Origin of the sequence: Aggregatibacter actinomycetemcomitans (assembly GCF_023518055.1) — a bacterium.
GTDB classification, from domain to species: domain Bacteria; phylum Pseudomonadota; class Gammaproteobacteria; order Enterobacterales; family Pasteurellaceae; genus Aggregatibacter; species Aggregatibacter actinomycetemcomitans.
On sequence record NZ_CP085096.1, the window covers coordinates 362,955 to 380,833 of the forward strand.

Genomic DNA, 17,879 nt, shown 5'->3' on the forward strand with positions numbered 1-17,879 from the left:
TTCTGACCACACTTTTCTGGCTTGAAGACACAAAAGTGCGGTAGGTTTTTAACACGTTTTTAAGCGGCTTTTTCCACTTTCACCGCACATTTTTTGAAGTCGGTTTCTTTGGAAATCGGGTCGGTCGCGTCCAAGGTTAATTTATTCGCCAACTGACCGGCATCAAAGAAGGTTGTGTAAATCAAACCTTCCGGCACCTTGTTACGTCCGCGGGTATCTAAGAACGAAATGATTTCTCCTCGACGTGAAGCGACTTTGACTTTATCACCATGGCGTAACCCGCGCTTTTGCGCGTCTGTCGGGTGCATCCAAACCAAGTTATTCGGGAAGGAGCGGTGCAGTTCTGGTACACGACGGGTCATGGTGCCGGTGTGCCAGTGTTCCAACACGCGACCGGTACATAACCACAAATCGTATTCTTCGTCCGGTGATTCCGCAGGCGGCTCATAAGGCACGGCAAGAATAATCGCTTTTTTATCCGGATAGCCGTAGAACGCCACACCTTCCCCTTCTTTGACATACGGGTCGTAGCCTTCGCGATAACGCCATAAGGTTTCTTTGCCGTCCACCACCGGCCAGCGTAAACCGCGTGCTTTGTGGTAAGTATCGAACGATGCCAAGTCATGTCCGTGACCGCGACCGAAGGAGGCGTATTCCTCAAATAAGCCTTTTTGCAAGTAGAAACCGAAGTGATAGGACTCATCATTCAATTGTCCTTCCGCCAATTCGCTTAACGGGAATTTATCTACTTGACCGTTGCGGTATAACACGTCATATAAGGTTTTGCCTTTGTATTCCGGATTTTTGTCCAGAATTTCCGCCGGCCACATTTCATCGGTGGTGAAATATTTGGAGAATTCTACCAATTGCCATACGTCGGATTTGGCTTCTCCCGGCGCTTTTACTTGTTGACGCCAGAATTGGGTACGACGCTCCGCATTACCGTAAGCGCCTTCTTTTTCCACCCACATTGCCGTTGGCAACATCAAGTCGGCGGCTAGACAGGACACCGTCGGGTACGGATCGGACACCACAATAAAATTGTCCGGATTACGCCAGCCCGGGAAGGTTTCTCTGTTAATATTCGGACCGCCTTGCATATTGTTGGTACACATTTGCCACAACACGCGCATTTTGCCGTCTTTTAACGCACGACTTTGAGCGACCGCATGGAAGCCGAGAACATCAGTAATCACGCCGGCAGGCAATTTCCAGATTTGTTCCGCTTTTTCACGGTGTTTCGGATTGGTGACCACTAAGTCTGCCGGCAGGCGGTGGATAAACGTTCCCACTTCGCGCGCCGTACCACAAGCAGACGGTTGACCGGTTAACGAGAACGGACCGCAGCCCGGAATGGAAATTTTACCGGTCAGCAAATGGATGTTATAAATGAGGTGGTTCGCCCACACGCCGCGGGTATGTTGGTTAAAGCCCATGGTCCAGTAAGACACCACTTTTTTCTTCGGATCGGCATACAATTTCGCCAAATTTTCCAACACATCTTTCGGCACGCCTGACATTTCATGGGCTTTGTCTAACGTATATTCGGCGACTAAGGCTTTTAATTCATCAAAGTTACTGTCATACATTTTGCCTGCCGTTTTCACGTTTTTCGCTTTTTGTTCCAACGGATTTTCAGGGCGCAAACCATAACCAATGTCGGTTTCGCCGCGTTTGAATTTGGTATGTTTGTTGACGAAATCCCGGTTAATGGCATCGTTTTGAATCAGATAATTGATAATGTAGTTCAAAATCACCAAGTCGGTGTGCGGTTTGAAAATGAGGCTATAATCCGCCAATTCAAAACTACGATGTTCAAAAGTAGAAAGCACGGCGACTTTCACATCTTGGTTGGATAGACGACGATCGGTAATACGGGACCACAAAATCGGATGCATTTCCGCCATGTTGGAACCCCAAAGTACGAAGGCTTCGGCTTGTTCGATGTCGTTATAACAGCCCATCGGTTCATCCATGCCGAAAGTACGCATAAAGGCAACCGCCGCAGACGCCATACAGTGACGGGCGTTAGGGTCGATGTTGTTAGAACGGAAACCGGCTTTCCACAATTTGGATTTGGCATAGCCTTCAAAAATGGTGGTCTGCCCGGAACTGAACATCCCTACGCCGTTCGGACCTAATTCTTTCACTGCAGCTTTAAATTTTTCCGCCATGGTCTTAAACGCCACGTCCCAGCTCACCGGCGTGAAATCACCGTTTTTATCGTATTTGCCGTCTTTCATGCGCAACATCGGCTGCGTCAAACGGTCTTTACCGTACATGATTTTCGGTAAGAAATAGCCTTTAATGCAGTTCAAACCACGGTTGACTTCCGCATCCGGATCGCCTTGTGAAGCCACAACACGACCGTCTTTGGTGCCCACCAATACCGCACAACCGGTACCGCAGAAACGGCAAACCGCTTTATCCCATTTAATTTCGGATTCTGCAGCTTCAACATTTTTGACCGGAATACTTAACCCGGCCGCCGTTGCGGCTGCCATCGCCGCATTGGCTTTCATAAAGTCTCGACGACTTAAATTCATAGCGTTTCCCCCACTATTTTTATATCTTTTTGATTATTCTGGCTGTTCGTCCTGTTGATGATAAATCAGCGACACGGTAATCACACCGTCAATCTCTTTTACCGACTCCATGTTCTTCAACAAAACATGCGGATCATGAGATTGCATTACCGCCACGATTTTGCCGATGTTTTCATTAAAGGTCGGGATTTCTGTATGTGGAATCGCCAAAAGTGCGGTGCGAATGGCTGTTATTTTTTGCGGCTTGCCTTGCACCACCAGACCGACAATGTGCCAATCTTTAGCGTCTTCCATGGTTAAAATGTCTGTTTTATTCATATTCTTTCGGATAATGTATTTTTATCGCGCCGTTAACCTTCGACGTTATTATTTGTCTTTACCAATTAATCTTTTTGTAGATCCCGCATATTAATTTGTTGCGAATGAATTAATATCACTACAAATGAGTATTTTAGGCGGATTCCCAGCGCAATTTGTTTTAGATCAAATTTAAGAACGCAGGCATGAAAAAACGCCGCTTGATAAAACGCCGGTAAAAACCACCGCACTTTTTTGTTACACTAATGACACGTTTTCTACCAAGGCTTGTTATTTTGAAAATTAAACATTCCGTTTCCACCCGCATTGCCAACTATCTTATTGTGATTATTATCTTTGTCGGCATCATCGGCGCATTAAGTCTGGCGCTGATGGCGGGCAATAAATCCTATGCGGAAGCCATTAACGTGTCCGGTTCATTGCGTATGCAAAGTTATCGCATACTTTATGAAATCGAACATGAACCACAAATGGTGGAAAGCAGCCTGCGCCAATATCGCGTGAGTTTGCATTCAAAATCCCTGGTGGAAATTAACTATCAGTCTTTTGCTTCGCAGGATGTGAAAGATTCCTATCACAATTTGATTAAACGCTGGGAAGTGATGGAACGTCTGGCGCGGGAACAAAATTTCACCGAATATCAAAAGAATATCGCCAATTATGTGGAACAAGTGGATCAATTTGTTTTTACCCTGCAACATTCGGCGGAAGAAAAATGGATTTGGGCGCTGTGCGTGATTATTTTTTCCATGCTGCTTATTGTGATCATGGTGTCTTACGTGAATTGGTACACCCGAAAAGCTGTGGTGCGCCCGCTGGAGCAGCTCACCCGCGCCAGTACGCAGGTGCAAATGGGGCAATTCAAGCATATTCCGCTGGACGTGCGTAAAGAAGACGAACTGGGGCATTTGGCGCGCACTTTCACTAAAATGTCATCGGAGTTGGGTAAACTGTATTCCGGTTTGGAAGCCACAGTGAATGAAAAAACGCAAAAGCTACAACAAACCAACCGCTCTTTAACGACCTTATATCACTGCTCCCAACTTGTGACGACCAATAAAATCGACGGCAAAATTTTGCAACTGGTGCTACAAAATGTCATGATTAGCGAACATTTACGCTATTTGGAACTGGATGTGTTAGACGCGCCGCATTGGAATATATGCTTGGGCGTGAAATATGACCAGCTGGAATCGCAACAAACGGAAATGAATATTGAAGGGGAAAGCCTCGCCGTATTGCGTTGGCAGGCGGGGTTGCCGTGTCCGGATTTGCGCACCATGCAAAATGTGGCTCAAATGCTCAGCCGCTCGCTGTATTTCCAACGCATGCAACGCCAGCAAGAACAGCTATTGTTGATGGAAGAACGTTCCATTATCGCCCGCGAATTGCACGATTCTTTGGCGCAAGTGTTGGCATTTTTGCAAATTCAGCTTACGCTGTTAAAACACAATTTGAACAAAGGCGAAACAGATTCCAAGCAAAAAAGTTTGTCGATTATTAAGCAGTTCGAACAGGCACTCAGCGACGGCTACAGCCAATTACGCGAACTGTTGGCGACGTTCCGTTTAACCGTGCAGGAAGCCAATTTGAAACTGGCATTGGAGCAAGTGATTGATTCCTTGCGCAATCAAACGGACATTCAAATGAGCGTGGATTGCACCTTGCCGTCACAAAGTTTTAACGCGCAGCAATTGGTCAATGCCTTGCAAATTGTGCGTGAAGCGGTGTTAAATGCCATTAAACATTCACAAGGCACACTCATTGAAGTCATCGCGCACACCAATGAAGACGGTGAATATGAACTAGTCGTGCGCGATAACGGAATCGGCATTCCAAGCCTGGAAGAGCCGGATGGACACTACGGGCTCAACATCATGCACGAGCGCAGCATACAACTTAACGCCAAACTGACCATTGCCAACCGCACCGACGGCGGCACGGAAGTGAAAGTCACATTGGCACACACATTAGCTTAATTCAGAGGAAAGCCATGCAGAATTTACAACCGTTCCATACCTTTTCTATTCCGGCGCAAGCCCAAAAACTGATTGAAATTACCTCCGTTCCTCAACTTAAACAGGTGTGGGACGAATTCCAGCGGGAAAATCTGCCAGTGCTTTTTTTAGGGCAAGGCAGCAATGTGTTGTTTGTGGAAGATTTTGCCGGCGCTGTGCTGATTAATCGTCTGCGTGGTATTGCGCATAAGGAAGACGACCGCTTTCATTATCTACATGTGAATGGCGGCGAAGTGTGGCATGATTTGGTGCAATGGAGTATCGCGCAAGGCATTTACGGCTTGGAAAATCTTGCCCTCATACCGGGCTGTGCCGGTTCCGCCCCGATTCAAAATATCGGTGCCTACGGCGTGGAATTTAAAGACGTGTGCGATTATGTAGAGGTGCTCGATCTCACGTCCGCAGAACAATTCCGTTTGAGCTGCGAAGAATGCGAATTCGGTTATCGGGAAAGCGTGTTTAAACACAAATATGCGCATGGTTATGTGGTCACGGCGGTCGGTTTAAAACTGGCGAAAGACTGGAAACCGGTGTTGAAATACGGCAACTTGGCAAATTTAGACAAAAGTGCGGTCAGTTCGGCGGACGTTTTTGCCGAGGTTTGTGCCGTACGCCAAAGCAAATTGCCCGATCCGAAACAGTTCGGCAATGCGGGTAGCTTCTTTAAGAATCCGGTGGTTTCCGCCCAACAATTTGCCCGCTTAAAAGAAGACTACCCCGCTATACCGCACTTCCCGCAAGCGGACGGCAGCGTCAAATTAGCCGCCGGTTGGCTTATCGATCAATGCGGCTTGAAAGGCTATCAAATCGGCGGCGCGGCAGTACATCAACAACAGGCGCTGGTGATTATTAACAAAGGCAACGCCACCGCGTCCGATGTGGTAGAATTGGCGCATCACATTTATCAATTAGTTGCCCTTCGTTTTGACGTTCGCTTACAGCCCGAAGTGCGTTTTATCGGCAAACAGGGCGAAGTGAATAGTCAACAAACCATCAGTTAATACTAAAGGAGTAAGATGAATTTTAATGAAATTTTAGCGACATTGCCTGCTATTGACCATTTAAGTGGTATCCATATTTTACATAACGGTACATTGGTTCATGAGATTCCTGCCGTTGCCGGGAAATTAGGTTCATTGCGGGTTTACAATGCGCTCGCCGTAAAATTTAACAGAAAATTAGACCGCACTTCTGCCCAAAAAGGTTTGCAATTATTCGCCGAGTACACGGAAGATGCACATAAACACCCCGGCAAACACCCGAACATTGATTTGTTGTTACGCGTCATCGAACAGGATTTGACCTATCAAATCAAACCGCTAACAGAATAATTTCAGGATAAAATTTTTGTTTTCTTATGCAGGTTATTTTGTAAAATAAAGAAACTTTTTTCACACAATATAGTCAAATAGCCTGCAAAAAGTTAAAATCCAATCGCTAAAACCGATTAACTTAATACAGATTATATTGCATTGAATTCTTTGATTCGGTGATTAACAAAGAAGAAGGAAGATAATGGATAAAGAAACTCAAACAATGATGCTCGTTCCGCAAGGCAGTATAGAAGCTTATATTCGTGCGGCAAATGAATATCCAATGCTGACCGCCGAAGAAGAAAAGGAATTGGCAGAGCGTTTGTATTACAAAGAAGATATTGAAGCGGCGAAAAAATTAGTGTTGTCTCATTTGCGCTTTGTGATTCACGTCGCGCGCGGTTATTCCGGTTACGGCTTGCCGCAAGCGGATTTAATCCAGGAAGGTAACATCGGCTTAATGAAAGCGGTAAAACGCTTCAACCCGGAAGTAGGCGTGCGCTTGGTTTCTTTCGCTGTGCACTGGATCAAAGCGGAAATTCACGAATATGTGTTGCGCAACTGGCGTATTGTTAAAGTCGCCACCACCAAAGCGCAACGCAAATTGTTCTTCAACCTACGCAAAACTAAGCAACGCTTAGGCTGGTTCAACGAAAACGAAGTGGACATGGTCGCCAATGAACTCGGTGTATCGCCGCAAGATGTCATGGAAATGGAGTCACGCATGACCGGCGCCGATGTGGCATTCGACCTGCCCGGCGATGAGCATGACGAAGAAACCTATGCGCCGGCATTGTATTTGGAAGACAAAAGCTCCAACTTTGCCGCCGAATTGGAAAACGAAAACTACGAAGCACAAGCCACCGATCAGCTTGCCGTCGCGTTAGACAATCTTGATGCACGCAGCCAAGACATTATCAAAGCCCGCTGGTTAGATGAAACCAAAGCTACGTTGCAGGATTTGGCGGCGAAATACAACATTTCCGCCGAACGTGTTCGCCAGTTAGAAACCAATGCCTTGAAAAAACTCAAAAGTGCGGTGGTTTTCTAAAGTGTTTTAAGGTGTTCTATAAATGAAAAAACGCTCAATAGAGCGGTTTTTTTCTTTTTGCGATTCTTAGGCCTTTACTTTCCGCAAACCATTTGCTGCAAGTAAAACATTTAATTTAGTCAAAATTGCCGATTTTTCCTTTTCCGTAAGCAACGAAGCATGCTTATTTTTTAATGCGGCGCATAAAGTCCATAACAATTCTACGTTGGCAGAAACACCCAGTTTCTTTAACCTAAAATAGCTGTGAATTGCGCCGATCTTCTGAAATTCACTTACCGTATAAATATTAATTTTAGCCAGCAATCTTTCATGCTTAATGGAAAAATTAGCCAATTCTTTAATTCGCTCTTTTTTTGTCAAATCTTCAGCGACTTTCTTAAATTTTGCCTGTTGAATAGACAATTTAACGGTTTTTTCAAATAACGGCTTATTTTTACGAATAGAATGAGGAAGTTGATAGTAACGGTGGAGTGCCAGTTTATTCGTATTATTGGGATCAATTGAATAAGCTACAGCACCTAAACTTTCTAAGTAAGGGACTAACTCATCTTCAGCCCGCAAGAAAATGCTATCGTTTTGATGAAGTGCAAACATTATTCCTGAATGAAATATACCATGTCCGGTGAATAAATTTTTAATACTGATTTCACCATCTACTAGTTGTTTGAATTCGTTCTTGAGTCTTTGAGATACCGTTGTCATAATTAAATCCTTCAGGTTGTTATTTAATTGTATTTATATCATAAATTAAATTTATATGAAGAAAATATTGTTATTTTAATGTTAAATTTGTGATCTTGATCGAGGAATTGGAAAATTTTAATGAAAAAATGTTCTTTAGAACCAAAGGTGTCAAAGAATAACACCTTAGCAGATATAGCGTAAATTATTTCTTTTGTCCTTATCCCAAATTCTGTGCGGCCCTCATTTCAACTCCGAAAATCAACCATAAATTGATTCATCGCCGATTTCCGGTTCTGAATCAACATTATCCAACTTCTTTACTGCCTCTTTAATCCCTAACCAAATGATATTGAAGGCGGGGTCATCTATCAGAAATACAATTATGTTTTCTGATCACACAATAAATCCTCGCTATTAAGTGATTATCTAACATTAGTCGCCTTAGAAAAACCTTTCAAACCATCTATGTAAGCAATAAAAAGCTTTTTAAACTTCAACTTTGAATCTCCGTTAGAACACTCATCCAAAACTTTTCACTTTTATTTTCAATTAGTTAACTAAATACTAGGTAGTTTTATGCCCTAAATATTAACTCTAAGGGCAGTAATGTAGATAATCTGGTCTCCCCTGTGATTTTTTTGAAAAACTGAGAAAGTTGGCTAGTACCCAGAGCTAGAGGACGGATTTTAGCAAGTTTAGTTACCAAGTTATAGTGTTACTTTTCGTTATTGTAATGGTTTAGGCTTCCACAATACAACAAAGATAAATTTATTTTAAAAACATTTTTTCGCTTCAAACATCATTAGTAATAAATTGCCTAAGGCTGAAGCCGCTTCGGTTGTCTGCAGTGAATCTTCGAACCTAACGCCTGTTTACTCAATGCTATATGGATCTCAGCGGAACAGCGTCAACCCACAATTTGACAGGAGTAAAGGTCAATGACTATGGCTAAATACAGTCAGCATAGCTATGCATAAATAATGTCACCTGCCTACCCCCCCGGTTTTTGCCTGCACATTAACTTGTTAATTTAACTAATGATTGGTTTTATCAGGCTTGAGGTGTTGCTGAAAGTTAGACCGTTACAATATGGACTATTATTCACGTCTGAACGATATACAGATTCAGACATTGAAAAATACGATAAATCGGCTTAAATGATTATTTAATAGAATTAAAATAAAAATTAGTCGTGTATAATGAATTAAAAAGGAAGTACAGCATAGTATTTATTAAAGATTTCATAAACAAAAAGGCGTACCTCTCGATACGCCTTTTCAGTTTTACTTTGGTTTGTCTTATCAATTATTTGATAATTTTAGCTACCACGCCGGCACCCACTGTACGGCCACCTTCACGGATAGCGAAACGTAAACCTTGGTCCATCGCAATTGGGTGAATTAAGGATACGGTCATTTTGATGTTATCACCGGGCATAACCATTTCCACGCCTTCAGGTAACTCGATAGTACCGGTTACGTCAGTTGTACGGAAATAGAATTGTGGACGGTAACCTTTGAAGAATGGAGTATGACGACCACCTTCTTCTTTGGACAATACGTACACTTCAGATTCGAAGTCAGTGTGCGGGGTGATTGAACCCGGTTTCGCCAATACCTGACCACGTTCGATTTCTTCACGTTTAGTACCACGCAATAATGCACCGATGTTTTCACCCGCACGACCTTCGTCAAGTAATTTACGGAACATTTCAACACCGGTTACGGTGGTTTTTGCAGTCGGTTTGATACCCACGATTTCAACTTCATCACCGGTACGGATGATACCGCGCTCAACACGACCCGTTACTACGGTACCACGACCGGAGATAGAGAACACATCTTCAATTGGAAGAAGGAACGGTTGGTCGATAGCACGCTCAGGTTCCGGGATGTAAGTATCTAAATGGTTTGCTAATTCAAGGATTTTTTCTTCCCATGCGGCATCGCCTTCAAGCGCTTTTAATGCAGAACCGCGTACGATTGGGGTGTCATCGCCCGGGAAGTCATATTGAGAAAGAAGTTCACGAACTTCCATTTCAACTAATTCTAATAACTCTTCGTCATCTACCATGTCGCATTTGTTTAAGAATACGATGATGTAAGGAACACCTACTTGGCGACCTAATAAGATGTGCTCACGAGTTTGTGGCATAGGACCGTCGGTTGCTGCTACTACTAAGATAGCACCGTCCATTTGCGCCGCACCGGTAATCATGTTTTTCACATAGTCGGCGTGTCCCGGGCAGTCAACGTGTGCATAGTGACGGGTTGGGGTGTCATATTCAACGTGTGAAGTGTTGATGGTGATACCACGCGCTTTTTCTTCAGGTGCATTATCGATTTGGTCAAATGCACGTGCTGCACCGCCGTAGTGTTTTGCCAATACGGTAGTGATAGCTGCTGTTAAAGTGGTTTTACCATGGTCAACGTGGCCGATTGTACCCACGTTAACGTGCGGTTTTGTACGTTCAAATTTTTCTTTAGACACGATTAAGTTTCCTCAATGTATAAGTCCACAAGCCGGAGTGGCTTGTGGATTAGTTAAACAAAATTATTTTTTACGAGCTTCAATTACGGCTTCAGCTACGTTTTTCGGTGCTTCAGCATATTTCAATGGTTCCATTGAGTAGGAAGCACGACCTTGAGTCTGGGAACGTAAGTCAGTTGCGTAACCGAACATTTCTGAAAGCGGAACTTCTGCATCGATTTTAACAACGAATTCGTTCGCTTCTTGACCGTTCACCATTGCACGACGACGGCTTAAGTCACCGATTACGTCACCTACGTACTCAGGTGGGGTTTCTACTTCAACTTTCATGATTGGCTCAAGCAGAACAGGGTTTGCTTTAGCGAATGCTGCTTTAAATGCTAAAGATGCCGCTAATTTAAACGCCAATTCGGAGGAGTCCACATCATGGTATGAACCGAAGTGTAAACGAACACCGATATCAACCACCGGATAACCTGCTAACGGACCGGATTTAAGTTGTTCTTGAATACCTTTGTCAACGGCCGGGATATATTCACCAGGGATTACACCACCTTTAATTTCGTTAACAAACTCGTAACCCGGACCTTCCGGTTCTAATGGATACAAGTCGATAACCACATGACCGTATTGACCACGACCGCCGGATTGTTTTGCGTGTTTACCTTCCACATCGTTAACGCGAGTACGGATAGTTTCACGGTAAGATACTTGTGGTTTACCGATGTTAGCTTCCACTTTGAATTCACGTTTCATACGGTCAACGATGATATCCAAGTGTAATTCACCCATACCAGAGATAATGGTTTCACCGGATTCTTCATCAGTGTGCACTCGGAATGAAGGGTCTTCTTGTGCTAAACGGCCTAATGCAATACCCATTTTTTCTTGGTCTGCTTTGGTTTTTGGTTCTACCGCAACAGAGATTACCGGCTCAGGGAATTCCATACGTTCAAGGATGATTGGCGCTTCAATCGCACATAATGTATCACCGGTGGTGACGTCTTTTAAGCCGATTGCCGCCGCAATATCACCTGCGCGAACTTCTTTGATTTCTTCACGTTTGTTCGCATGCATTTGAACGATACGACCAAAGCGTTCACGTTTTTGACGTACGGAGTTCAATACGGTATCTCCGGAATTGATTACGCCAGAGTACACACGGAAGAAGGTTAAGTTACCCACAAATGGATCAGTTGCGATTTTGAATGCCAATGAGGAGAACGGCTCTTCATCGCTTGCATGGCGCTCACCTTCGGTTTCATCCGGGTTAATACCTTTAATCGCAGGAATATCGGTTGGCGCCGGCAAGTATTCAACAACAGCATCAAGCATTGCTTGAACACCTTTGTTTTTGAACGCAGAACCACAGGTTACCAAAATGATTTCGTTTGCTAATACGCGTTGACGAAGACCGGCTTTGATTTCTTCTTCAGTTAATTCTTCACCACCGAGGTATTTTTCCATTAATTCTTCTGAAGCTTCTGCTGCCGCTTCAATTAAGTTTTGGCACCATTCTTCGCAAGCGGCGTGCATATCAGCAGGAACATCTTCATAAGTAAACGTCATACCCTGGTCAGCTTCGTTCCAGTTGATCGCTTTCATTTTGATCAAATCAACAACACCGGTGAAGTTTTCTTCTGAACCGATTGGTAGTTGAAGCGGAACGGCATTGGCACCTAAACGGGTTTTTAATTGATCAACCACGCGTAGGAAGTTTGCGCCGGTGCGGTCCATTTTATTAACGAATGCAATACGTGGTACTTCATATTTGTTTGCTTGACGCCATACGGTTTCGGATTGTGGTTGAACACCACCAACCGCACAGTAAACCATCACCGCACCATCAAGAACACGCATAGAACGTTCTACTTCAACAGTAAAGTCAACGTGTCCCGGGGTGTCGATAACGTTAATACGGTGTTGTGGGAATTGTTGTGACATACCTGACCAGAATGCGGTGGTTGCCGCAGAGGTGATGGTAATCCCACGTTCTTGTTCCTGTTCCATCCAGTCCATGGTTGCGGCACCATCGTGTACTTCACCGATTTTGTGACTTACACCGGTATAGAACAAGATACGCTCAGTAGTAGTAGTTTTACCCGCATCAATATGCGCACTGATACCAATGTTACGATATCTTTCAATAGGGGTTGTACGAGCCATTATTATTTCCTTGACGATTTCTTATTTAAAATTAAATACGAAATTTTATATACGAATGAGGCTTCACCGCATAGAAATGAGATGAAGCCCAAAAACGTAAATACTAACCGAATATTACCAACGGTAGTGAGCAAACGCTTTGTTAGCTTCAGCCATACGGTGAACGTCTTCACGTTTCTTAACTGCCGCGCCTTTGTTTTCGGAAGCGTCAGACAATTCGTTAGCTAAACGTAAAGCCATGGATTTATCACCGCGTTTGCGAGCTGCTTCAACGATCCAACGCATACCTAATGCGTTACGACGAACCGGGCGAACTTCAACCGGTACTTGGTAAGTAGAACCACCGACACGACGGGATTTCACTTCTACGGTTGGACGCACGTTTTCTAATGCCGCTTCAAAAGCTTCTAAAGCTTCTTTACCGGTACGTTGCGCTAAAGTGTCTAACGCGTTATAAACGATAGATTCTGCGATAGATTTTTTACCATCTACCATGATGACATTGATAAATTTAGCAAGTAATTCTGAACCGAACTTTGGATCCGGTAAAATCTTGCGTTGTTCAATACTACGACGACGTGGCATTGCGAATTTCTCCGTTTCTATAATCTTCAGGGTATCCCAAAACTCGATAAAAACTAACCGCACTTTTTACAAGGGGCTAATTAGATACTGGAGTTTGTGATTTAAATAAGTTTTACTAATTTAGACGTTTGGCCTTACTTAACGGAGATCCATTAAGCTTTAGGACGTTTAACGCCGTATTTAGAACGACCTTGTTTACGATCTTTCACGCCTGCGCAGTCTAATGCGCCGCGTACGGTGTGATAACGCACACCCGGTAAGTCTTTAACACGACCACCACGGATAAGCACAACACTGTGCTCTTGAAGGTTGTGACCTTCACCGCCGATGTATGAGGTTACTTCGAAACCATTGGTTAAACGAATACGGCATACTTTACGTAATGCTGAGTTCGGTTTTTTAGGTGTAGTTGTGTACACACGGGTGCATACACCACGTTTCTGCGGGCAAGCCTCTAATGCAGGAACGTTACTTTTTACAACCTTTTTCACACGCGGTTTGCGTACTAGCTGGTTGATTGTTGCCATTAAAAAACTCCAGTTTAATAAATTCATTAAAAAATGTTGTTTTACAAATCTGTCCATACAAGAACAGACCGCAGATTTTAATCTTCAAACCGCAGGCTGTCAACTTATTATCACTTCCTGCGCGTGTTGCTTGCGGCATGTAAAAACATTTCTGGAAACGACCGCACTTTCCCTCACAACAAAGCCGACAATATTGTCGACTTTTGTTTCTTTGACGAGGTTAACCTTGTAAGGAAATACGTTTCATGTCTTTCACCATCGCGACCATTAACTCACCGTTATCGAAATACTCCTGCTCGCTGATTTTGCCATCGTATTTTGGTGCGTTTTCAAAGGCGGTTTTGCCGGTTTCTTCACGCCATTTCAATAAGTTGGCATCTCCCTTCGCCCAGTCTTCTATCATCACGCGGGAGAATTCGCCGCTGATAATGTCGTTCATGTGTTTGGCAAATAAGAATGCCAATTTTTCTTTAATTTGTTCCGCTAATTCAAAGGCACGTAATTTTGCGCTGTTGGACAAGCAATTCATCATCAATTTTAGATTGGGGTGATTATAAGGTGTTTTGTTATTGCGTAAAGTGATATTACTTGGATTATGTGTTGCAATTTTTGCAATTATCTGTGCAGCTAGGGATTTCGCCCTAGGGCGACCTACACGGGGATAGATTCGCTCTTTGAATTTGAAAAAGTGCGGTTAAATTTTTGTGTATTTTTCATTTGAATAAATAATTTTAAAACTGACCGCACTTTTAGAATAACGCTCGAAGAAAAATGGGGTCCCCCTGTAAGACGCCCTTATGGAAATGCAATTTTTAGCTAAATTTCGCCTGTTTGAGCGAAGCGAGTTCGAAATTTAGTGTGAAGAAAATTGTGTTGGAATAAGGATAAGCGGCTTATCCGGGGTCGCCTTTCTTTTGGTTACTTTTCTTTGGCGAAGCAAAGAAAAGGAGCTTGTACTCAACAACAATATTGAGTACGAAATACCAACCTTAACAGAAAACAAACGATTATGAACTTTAACGATCTCAAAATCTTCACAACCTTCACTCACCCCAAAACTTTGCCAAAACCGCCGGCGCAGTATCATAATATGCCGTCCTCAACGTTGTCCCGCCAAATTCAAGTGAAGAAGAACCAGGGTATGGCACGAGGGCATTGTGTCTATGATGGCGCCGGGCTGCGGGTTGGCGTTGTTGCCGGATGTGGTGATGAAAAACAGTCCATTGAACAATCAGATTTCCACGTTGCAATTAGATGTGCCTATTGCGCCTTTCGAATTAGGCGTGTGCGCCTTAAAACCTGCGTTGGAGCGCCCTTTAGTGCGTGCATTTTGGGATTTGTTGGAGTAAAGTGCGGTCATTATCTAAGGAGTTTTTTCACCATGTTAAAAGGCATCGCATTTTCATTATTTGCCTCCCTACTGTTCGGCTATATGTACTATTTTTCCACACTTCTGTTGCCTTTGAGCGGAACGGATATTTTCGGCTATCGCATTGTGTTCACCCTGCCTTTCGTGGCGGCGGCAGTGGTGCTGTTTAAACAGCAAGCGGCACTTGTCGCCCATTTAAAACGCATTCAAAAAAAACCGCACTTTGCGCTGGCGTTTGTGTTTACCGGCGCGCTGATAGGCTTCCAAATGTGGTTGTTTCTGTGGGCACCGAATAACGGCAGCTCGCTCAGTGTTTCTTTCGGCTATTTATTGCTGCCCTTGGTGATGGTGGCAGCAGCGCGTCTTATTTTTAAAGAACGCATTTCGCGCATTAAATTTCTGGCGGTGGTGATTGCCGCCGTGGGTGTGCTGTCGAATATTGTGCTAAAAGGAGAAATTTCTTGGGAAGCCTCGGTGATTTGCGTGGGGTACACCACCTATTTTGTGGTTCGCCGCATCCTGAAAATGACCGATCTGGCGGCATTCTTCCTGGAAATGCTGACCTTATTGCCGTTTTGTGTTTATTTCTCCTGGCAGGTGGATATTGCCCAAGTGCAGCAAAGCAACCCGAATATTTTAACCTTATTGTTGATCCTCGGCTTAATCAGTGGCACTGCGCTCAATTCCTATATTCTTGCCAGCAACCATTTGCCGATGAACCTGCTGGGCTTGTTGGGCTATGTAGAACCTTGCCTGATGGTAGGAATTTCGTTGCTCATCGGCGAAGAAATCGATGCGCAGAGTTACCCGTTGTTTATTTGTTTGGTGATCGCCATGCTATTAATCATCGCCGACGGCGTTTGGCGCACCAAACATAGCCCGACCCGATTATAACGCCTCAAACAGCGGTTCGATGTTCGGCATCACGCCGAGCCATAAATAGAAGGAATGCGCTGCTTGCGCCAATAACATTCCGAAGCCGTCACATCGGTTTTGCACGCCTAACGCACGGCAACGCGCCAAAAACGGTGTGTCTTGTTGTCGATCGTATTGCATATCGTAAACCGCTTTCGCCATCCGTAGAATGGCGTCATCAATTTGTACCGTGCCGCCGTGTAAGCCTGATGAAGTCGCATTTATCACCACATCAAAGGATTGTGCGGGAATCTTATCCAGCGCAACCGCCCGAACATTACCGTAAGGCGCGAATTTGTCCGCCAGTTGCTGTGCTTTAGATAGCGTGCGGTTGGCAATCACAATGTTTTGCTGCGCCTGTAGTAAAGGCAACAATACGCCTTTGGTGGCGCCACCAGCGCCTAAAATCAGCAAGGTTTGATTCGGTTTGAACCAATGTAACCGCTGTAAATCTGTCACTAAACCGGCGCCGTCGGTGTTGTCCGCGTAAAGGCTGCCGTCATCCCGTTTTTTCAGCGTATTACAGGCTTCTGCCAATAAACAGCGTTCACTGTGCGCCTGTGCCAGCTTGAATGCCCGTTCTTTGAAAGGTGAGGTGATATTACAGCCCGCCGCACCTTTGGCAAAAAACGCCAGCAATTGTCGCTCAAAATCCTGTTCATCGCCCAACATGGCGTCATATTGCACGTCTTGTGTGGTTTGTTCGGCGAAAATGCGGTGAATTTGCGGTGATTTGCTTTGAACGATGGGGTTGCCCCAAACGGCGTATAACATGATTTATCCTTGACGAAAAATTTGGTTGGTGAAAATGTCGCGAATTTCCGACGGGTTAACTGCATCGCCCACGGGCATCTCCAACACCGGAAAATCGGCGCCGAATTGGCGGGTGACTTCCTGCGCCGTGCGGCAGGGCGGCTGTCCGCTTAAATTGGCGCTGGTGGAGGTAAGCGCAAAGCCCGCCTGTTCGCATAACAGTTTGACGGCGGGGTGCTGACTGATGCGCACCGCAATGCTGTCAAAATCGCCGGTGAGAAATTTCGGCGTGGTCTTTTTCGCGGGAACGACCCAGGTGGTCGGGCGGGCGTATTGCGCGGTGAGGCGTTGCCAATGCAGTTCCGCCAGAGGGCGTTCATCAATAAACGGCAACAAAAAATCCAAGGCAGTCGCAATCAGGATCAAACCTTTCGACACGGGGCGTTGCTTCAAAACAAGTAAATTTTCTACCGCACTTTGACTGTTCGGGTTGCAACCCAAGCCGAACACCGCTTCGGTAGGATACGCCACCACGCGTTGACGTTTCAACTGTTCAACAATATCTTGTAAATTCATGAGGTTACTCGGTCATAAAAATATGGCGACAGGCTTTGTTGGCGCATTGCCAAGTGCGTTGCCCGTCCTGTTGTTTTTTTAATAAGGCTAAACTGCCGTGGCATTGCGGGCAACGGACGGCATACGGCTTGCTCGGCACAGAAAATTTGCAATGCGGAAAACGGTTGCAGGCATAAAACGATTTGCCCGTACGTCCGCGCCGTGCCACCAATTGCCCTGCTTTGCATTCGGGGCAAGGCAAATGTTCTTCCGTTTCTTCCTCTGCGTCTTCGTGCACCACAAAATGACAGTCGGGATAATTGCTGCAGCCGATGAACATCCCGAAATGCCCTTGTTTTAACGCTAAAAGATGCCCACATTCAGGGCAACTTTGTTCCAGCATTTTGAGGATTTTCACCTCATTGCCGGCGTGCAACGGTTTCAGATAATCGCATTGCGGATAAGCGGAACAGCCGAGAAACAGCCCTTTTTTACCCTGTTTGATTTGCAACAAGGCGCCACATTGCGGGCAGTGTTCTTCCTGTTTGGTGGCTTGGAATAAAGGTTCGCGCATATTTGTTCCTAAAAG

The 17,879-nt window shown here is 44.7% G+C and carries 17 protein-coding genes; 6 read left to right on the forward strand and 11 right to left on the reverse strand.

Annotated features, from left to right (window positions below):
- Positions 1-59: 59 nt before the first annotated feature.
- Both napA and LIN98_RS01845 read right to left on the reverse strand, forming a co-directional pair.
- Positions 60-2,546, reverse strand: coding sequence for a nitrate reductase catalytic subunit NapA (napA, locus tag LIN98_RS01840; protein ID WP_005566990.1), 2,487 nt, complete (start codon positions 2,544-2,546; stop codon positions 60-62).
- Positions 2,547-2,579: 33 nt separating this feature from the next.
- Positions 2,580-2,864, reverse strand: coding sequence for a chaperone NapD (locus LIN98_RS01845; RefSeq protein ID WP_005548070.1), 285 nt, complete (start codon positions 2,862-2,864; stop codon positions 2,580-2,582).
- A 275-nt stretch (positions 2,865-3,139) separates the two neighbouring features.
- On the opposite strand from LIN98_RS01845, the gene narQ reads away from it, so the two are divergent.
- From narQ to rpoH, 4 genes are all read left to right on the forward strand, one after another.
- Complete coding sequence (narQ, locus tag LIN98_RS01850) at positions 3,140-4,843, forward strand: nitrate/nitrite two-component system sensor histidine kinase NarQ (protein WP_005548066.1); 1,704 nt, start codon at positions 3,140-3,142, stop codon at positions 4,841-4,843.
- A 14-nt stretch (positions 4,844-4,857) separates the two neighbouring features.
- The gene (murB, locus tag LIN98_RS01855) at positions 4,858-5,883 is read left to right on the forward strand and encodes a UDP-N-acetylmuramate dehydrogenase (protein WP_005566996.1); all 1,026 of its coding nucleotides are present in this window, start codon (positions 4,858-4,860) and stop codon (positions 5,881-5,883) included.
- A gap of 15 nt (positions 5,884-5,898) precedes the next feature.
- Positions 5,899-6,213, forward strand: a complete 315-nt coding sequence (locus LIN98_RS01860) for a DUF2322 family protein (RefSeq protein ID WP_005548062.1) — start codon at positions 5,899-5,901, stop codon at positions 6,211-6,213.
- 184 nt (positions 6,214-6,397) lie between these two features.
- Positions 6,398-7,246, forward strand: coding sequence for an RNA polymerase sigma factor RpoH (gene rpoH / locus LIN98_RS01865; protein WP_005548059.1), 849 nt, complete (start codon positions 6,398-6,400; stop codon positions 7,244-7,246).
- Positions 7,247-7,312: 66 nt separating this feature from the next.
- On the opposite strand, the gene LIN98_RS01870 is transcribed toward rpoH, so the two are convergent.
- From LIN98_RS01870 to LIN98_RS01895, 6 genes are all read right to left on the reverse strand, one after another.
- Positions 7,313-7,948 carry a TfoX/Sxy family DNA transformation protein gene (locus tag LIN98_RS01870; protein WP_053330351.1) on the reverse strand — a complete coding sequence of 212 codons (636 nt, stop codon included), beginning with the start codon at positions 7,946-7,948 and terminating at the stop codon, positions 7,313-7,315.
- A gap of 1,287 nt (positions 7,949-9,235) precedes the next feature.
- Positions 9,236-10,420 (reverse strand): elongation factor Tu, encoded by a 1,185-nt coding sequence (gene tuf, locus LIN98_RS01875; RefSeq protein ID WP_014167500.1) that lies wholly within the window; start codon positions 10,418-10,420, stop codon positions 9,236-9,238.
- Between the two features lie 63 nt (positions 10,421-10,483).
- Positions 10,484-12,586, reverse strand: a complete 2,103-nt coding sequence (gene fusA, locus LIN98_RS01880; RefSeq protein ID WP_005589288.1) for an elongation factor G — start codon at positions 12,584-12,586, stop codon at positions 10,484-10,486.
- Positions 12,587-12,700: 114 nt separating this feature from the next.
- On the reverse strand, positions 12,701-13,171 hold the full coding sequence (gene rpsG / locus LIN98_RS01885; RefSeq protein ID WP_005555497.1) for a 30S ribosomal protein S7: 471 nt from the start codon (positions 13,169-13,171) through the stop codon (positions 12,701-12,703).
- Between the two features lie 152 nt (positions 13,172-13,323).
- A complete protein-coding gene (rpsL, locus tag LIN98_RS01890) occupies positions 13,324-13,698 on the reverse strand; it encodes a 30S ribosomal protein S12 (protein ID WP_005543325.1) in 375 nt (124 codons plus the stop codon).
- A 220-nt stretch (positions 13,699-13,918) separates the two neighbouring features.
- Positions 13,919-14,227, reverse strand: coding sequence for a ketol-acid reductoisomerase (locus tag LIN98_RS01895; RefSeq protein ID WP_005588117.1), 309 nt, complete (start codon positions 14,225-14,227; stop codon positions 13,919-13,921).
- Positions 14,228-14,861: 634 nt separating this feature from the next.
- Here LIN98_RS01895 and LIN98_RS01900 point away from each other — a divergent pair.
- On the forward strand, positions 14,862-15,047 hold the full coding sequence (locus tag LIN98_RS01900) for a LysR substrate-binding domain-containing protein (protein ID WP_005575611.1): 186 nt from the start codon (positions 14,862-14,864) through the stop codon (positions 15,045-15,047).
- A gap of 32 nt (positions 15,048-15,079) precedes the next feature.
- Positions 15,080-15,961: an EamA family transporter RarD gene (rarD, locus tag LIN98_RS01905; protein ID WP_005548667.1), complete on the forward strand. Its 882-nt coding sequence runs from the start codon at positions 15,080-15,082 to the stop codon at positions 15,959-15,961.
- On the opposite strand, the gene aroE is transcribed toward rarD, so the two are convergent.
- Genes aroE through LIN98_RS01920 form a run of 3 tightly spaced genes read right to left on the reverse strand, consistent with a single transcriptional unit; the run spans position 15,956 to position 17,864 of the window.
- Positions 15,956-16,756 carry a shikimate dehydrogenase gene (gene aroE / locus LIN98_RS01910; RefSeq protein WP_005566420.1) on the reverse strand — a complete coding sequence of 267 codons (801 nt, stop codon included), beginning with the start codon at positions 16,754-16,756 and terminating at the stop codon, positions 15,956-15,958. The two genes, rarD and aroE, sit on opposite strands and share 6 nt — an antisense overlap.
- Positions 16,757-16,759: 3 nt before the next feature.
- Positions 16,760-17,311 carry an L-threonylcarbamoyladenylate synthase type 1 TsaC gene (locus tag LIN98_RS01915; RefSeq protein ID WP_005548663.1) on the reverse strand — a complete coding sequence of 184 codons (552 nt, stop codon included), beginning with the start codon at positions 17,309-17,311 and terminating at the stop codon, positions 16,760-16,762.
- Positions 17,312-17,315: 4 nt separating this feature from the next.
- On the reverse strand, positions 17,316-17,864 hold the full coding sequence (locus LIN98_RS01920) for a DNA topoisomerase family protein (RefSeq protein WP_005548661.1): 549 nt from the start codon (positions 17,862-17,864) through the stop codon (positions 17,316-17,318).
- Positions 17,865-17,879 lie beyond the last annotated feature (15 nt).

What these genes read in the sequence shown, in the direction of transcription:
- napA (WP_005566990.1), bottom strand. Translation starts at nt 2,546, where the DNA reads ATGAATTTAAGTCGTCGAGACTTTATGAAAGCCAATGCGGCGATGGCA.
- LIN98_RS01920 (WP_005548661.1), bottom strand. Translation starts at nt 17,864, where the DNA reads ATGCGCGAACCTTTATTCCAAGCCACCAAACAGGAAGAACACTGCCCG.
- murB (WP_005566996.1), top strand. Translation starts at nt 4,858, where the DNA reads ATGCAGAATTTACAACCGTTCCATACCTTTTCTATTCCGGCGCAAGCC.
- LIN98_RS01895 (WP_005588117.1), bottom strand. Translation starts at nt 14,227, where the DNA reads ATGAATTGCTTGTCCAACAGCGCAAAATTACGTGCCTTTGAATTAGCG.
- aroE (WP_005566420.1), bottom strand. Translation starts at nt 16,756, where the DNA reads ATGTTATACGCCGTTTGGGGCAACCCCATCGTTCAAAGCAAATCACCG.
- rpoH (WP_005548059.1), top strand. Translation starts at nt 6,398, where the DNA reads ATGGATAAAGAAACTCAAACAATGATGCTCGTTCCGCAAGGCAGTATA.
- LIN98_RS01860 (WP_005548062.1), top strand. Translation starts at nt 5,899, where the DNA reads ATGAATTTTAATGAAATTTTAGCGACATTGCCTGCTATTGACCATTTA.
- rarD (WP_005548667.1), top strand. Translation starts at nt 15,080, where the DNA reads ATGTTAAAAGGCATCGCATTTTCATTATTTGCCTCCCTACTGTTCGGC.
- LIN98_RS01900 (WP_005575611.1), top strand. Translation starts at nt 14,862, where the DNA reads ATGATGGCGCCGGGCTGCGGGTTGGCGTTGTTGCCGGATGTGGTGATG.
- LIN98_RS01845 (WP_005548070.1), bottom strand. Translation starts at nt 2,864, where the DNA reads ATGAATAAAACAGACATTTTAACCATGGAAGACGCTAAAGATTGGCAC.
- rpsG (WP_005555497.1), bottom strand. Translation starts at nt 13,171, where the DNA reads ATGCCACGTCGTCGTAGTATTGAACAACGCAAGATTTTACCGGATCCA.
- LIN98_RS01870 (WP_053330351.1), bottom strand. Translation starts at nt 7,948, where the DNA reads ATGACAACGGTATCTCAAAGACTCAAGAACGAATTCAAACAACTAGTA.
- LIN98_RS01915 (WP_005548663.1), bottom strand. Translation starts at nt 17,311, where the DNA reads ATGAATTTACAAGATATTGTTGAACAGTTGAAACGTCAACGCGTGGTG.
- rpsL (WP_005543325.1), bottom strand. Translation starts at nt 13,698, where the DNA reads ATGGCAACAATCAACCAGCTAGTACGCAAACCGCGTGTGAAAAAGGTT.
- fusA (WP_005589288.1), bottom strand. Translation starts at nt 12,586, where the DNA reads ATGGCTCGTACAACCCCTATTGAAAGATATCGTAACATTGGTATCAGT.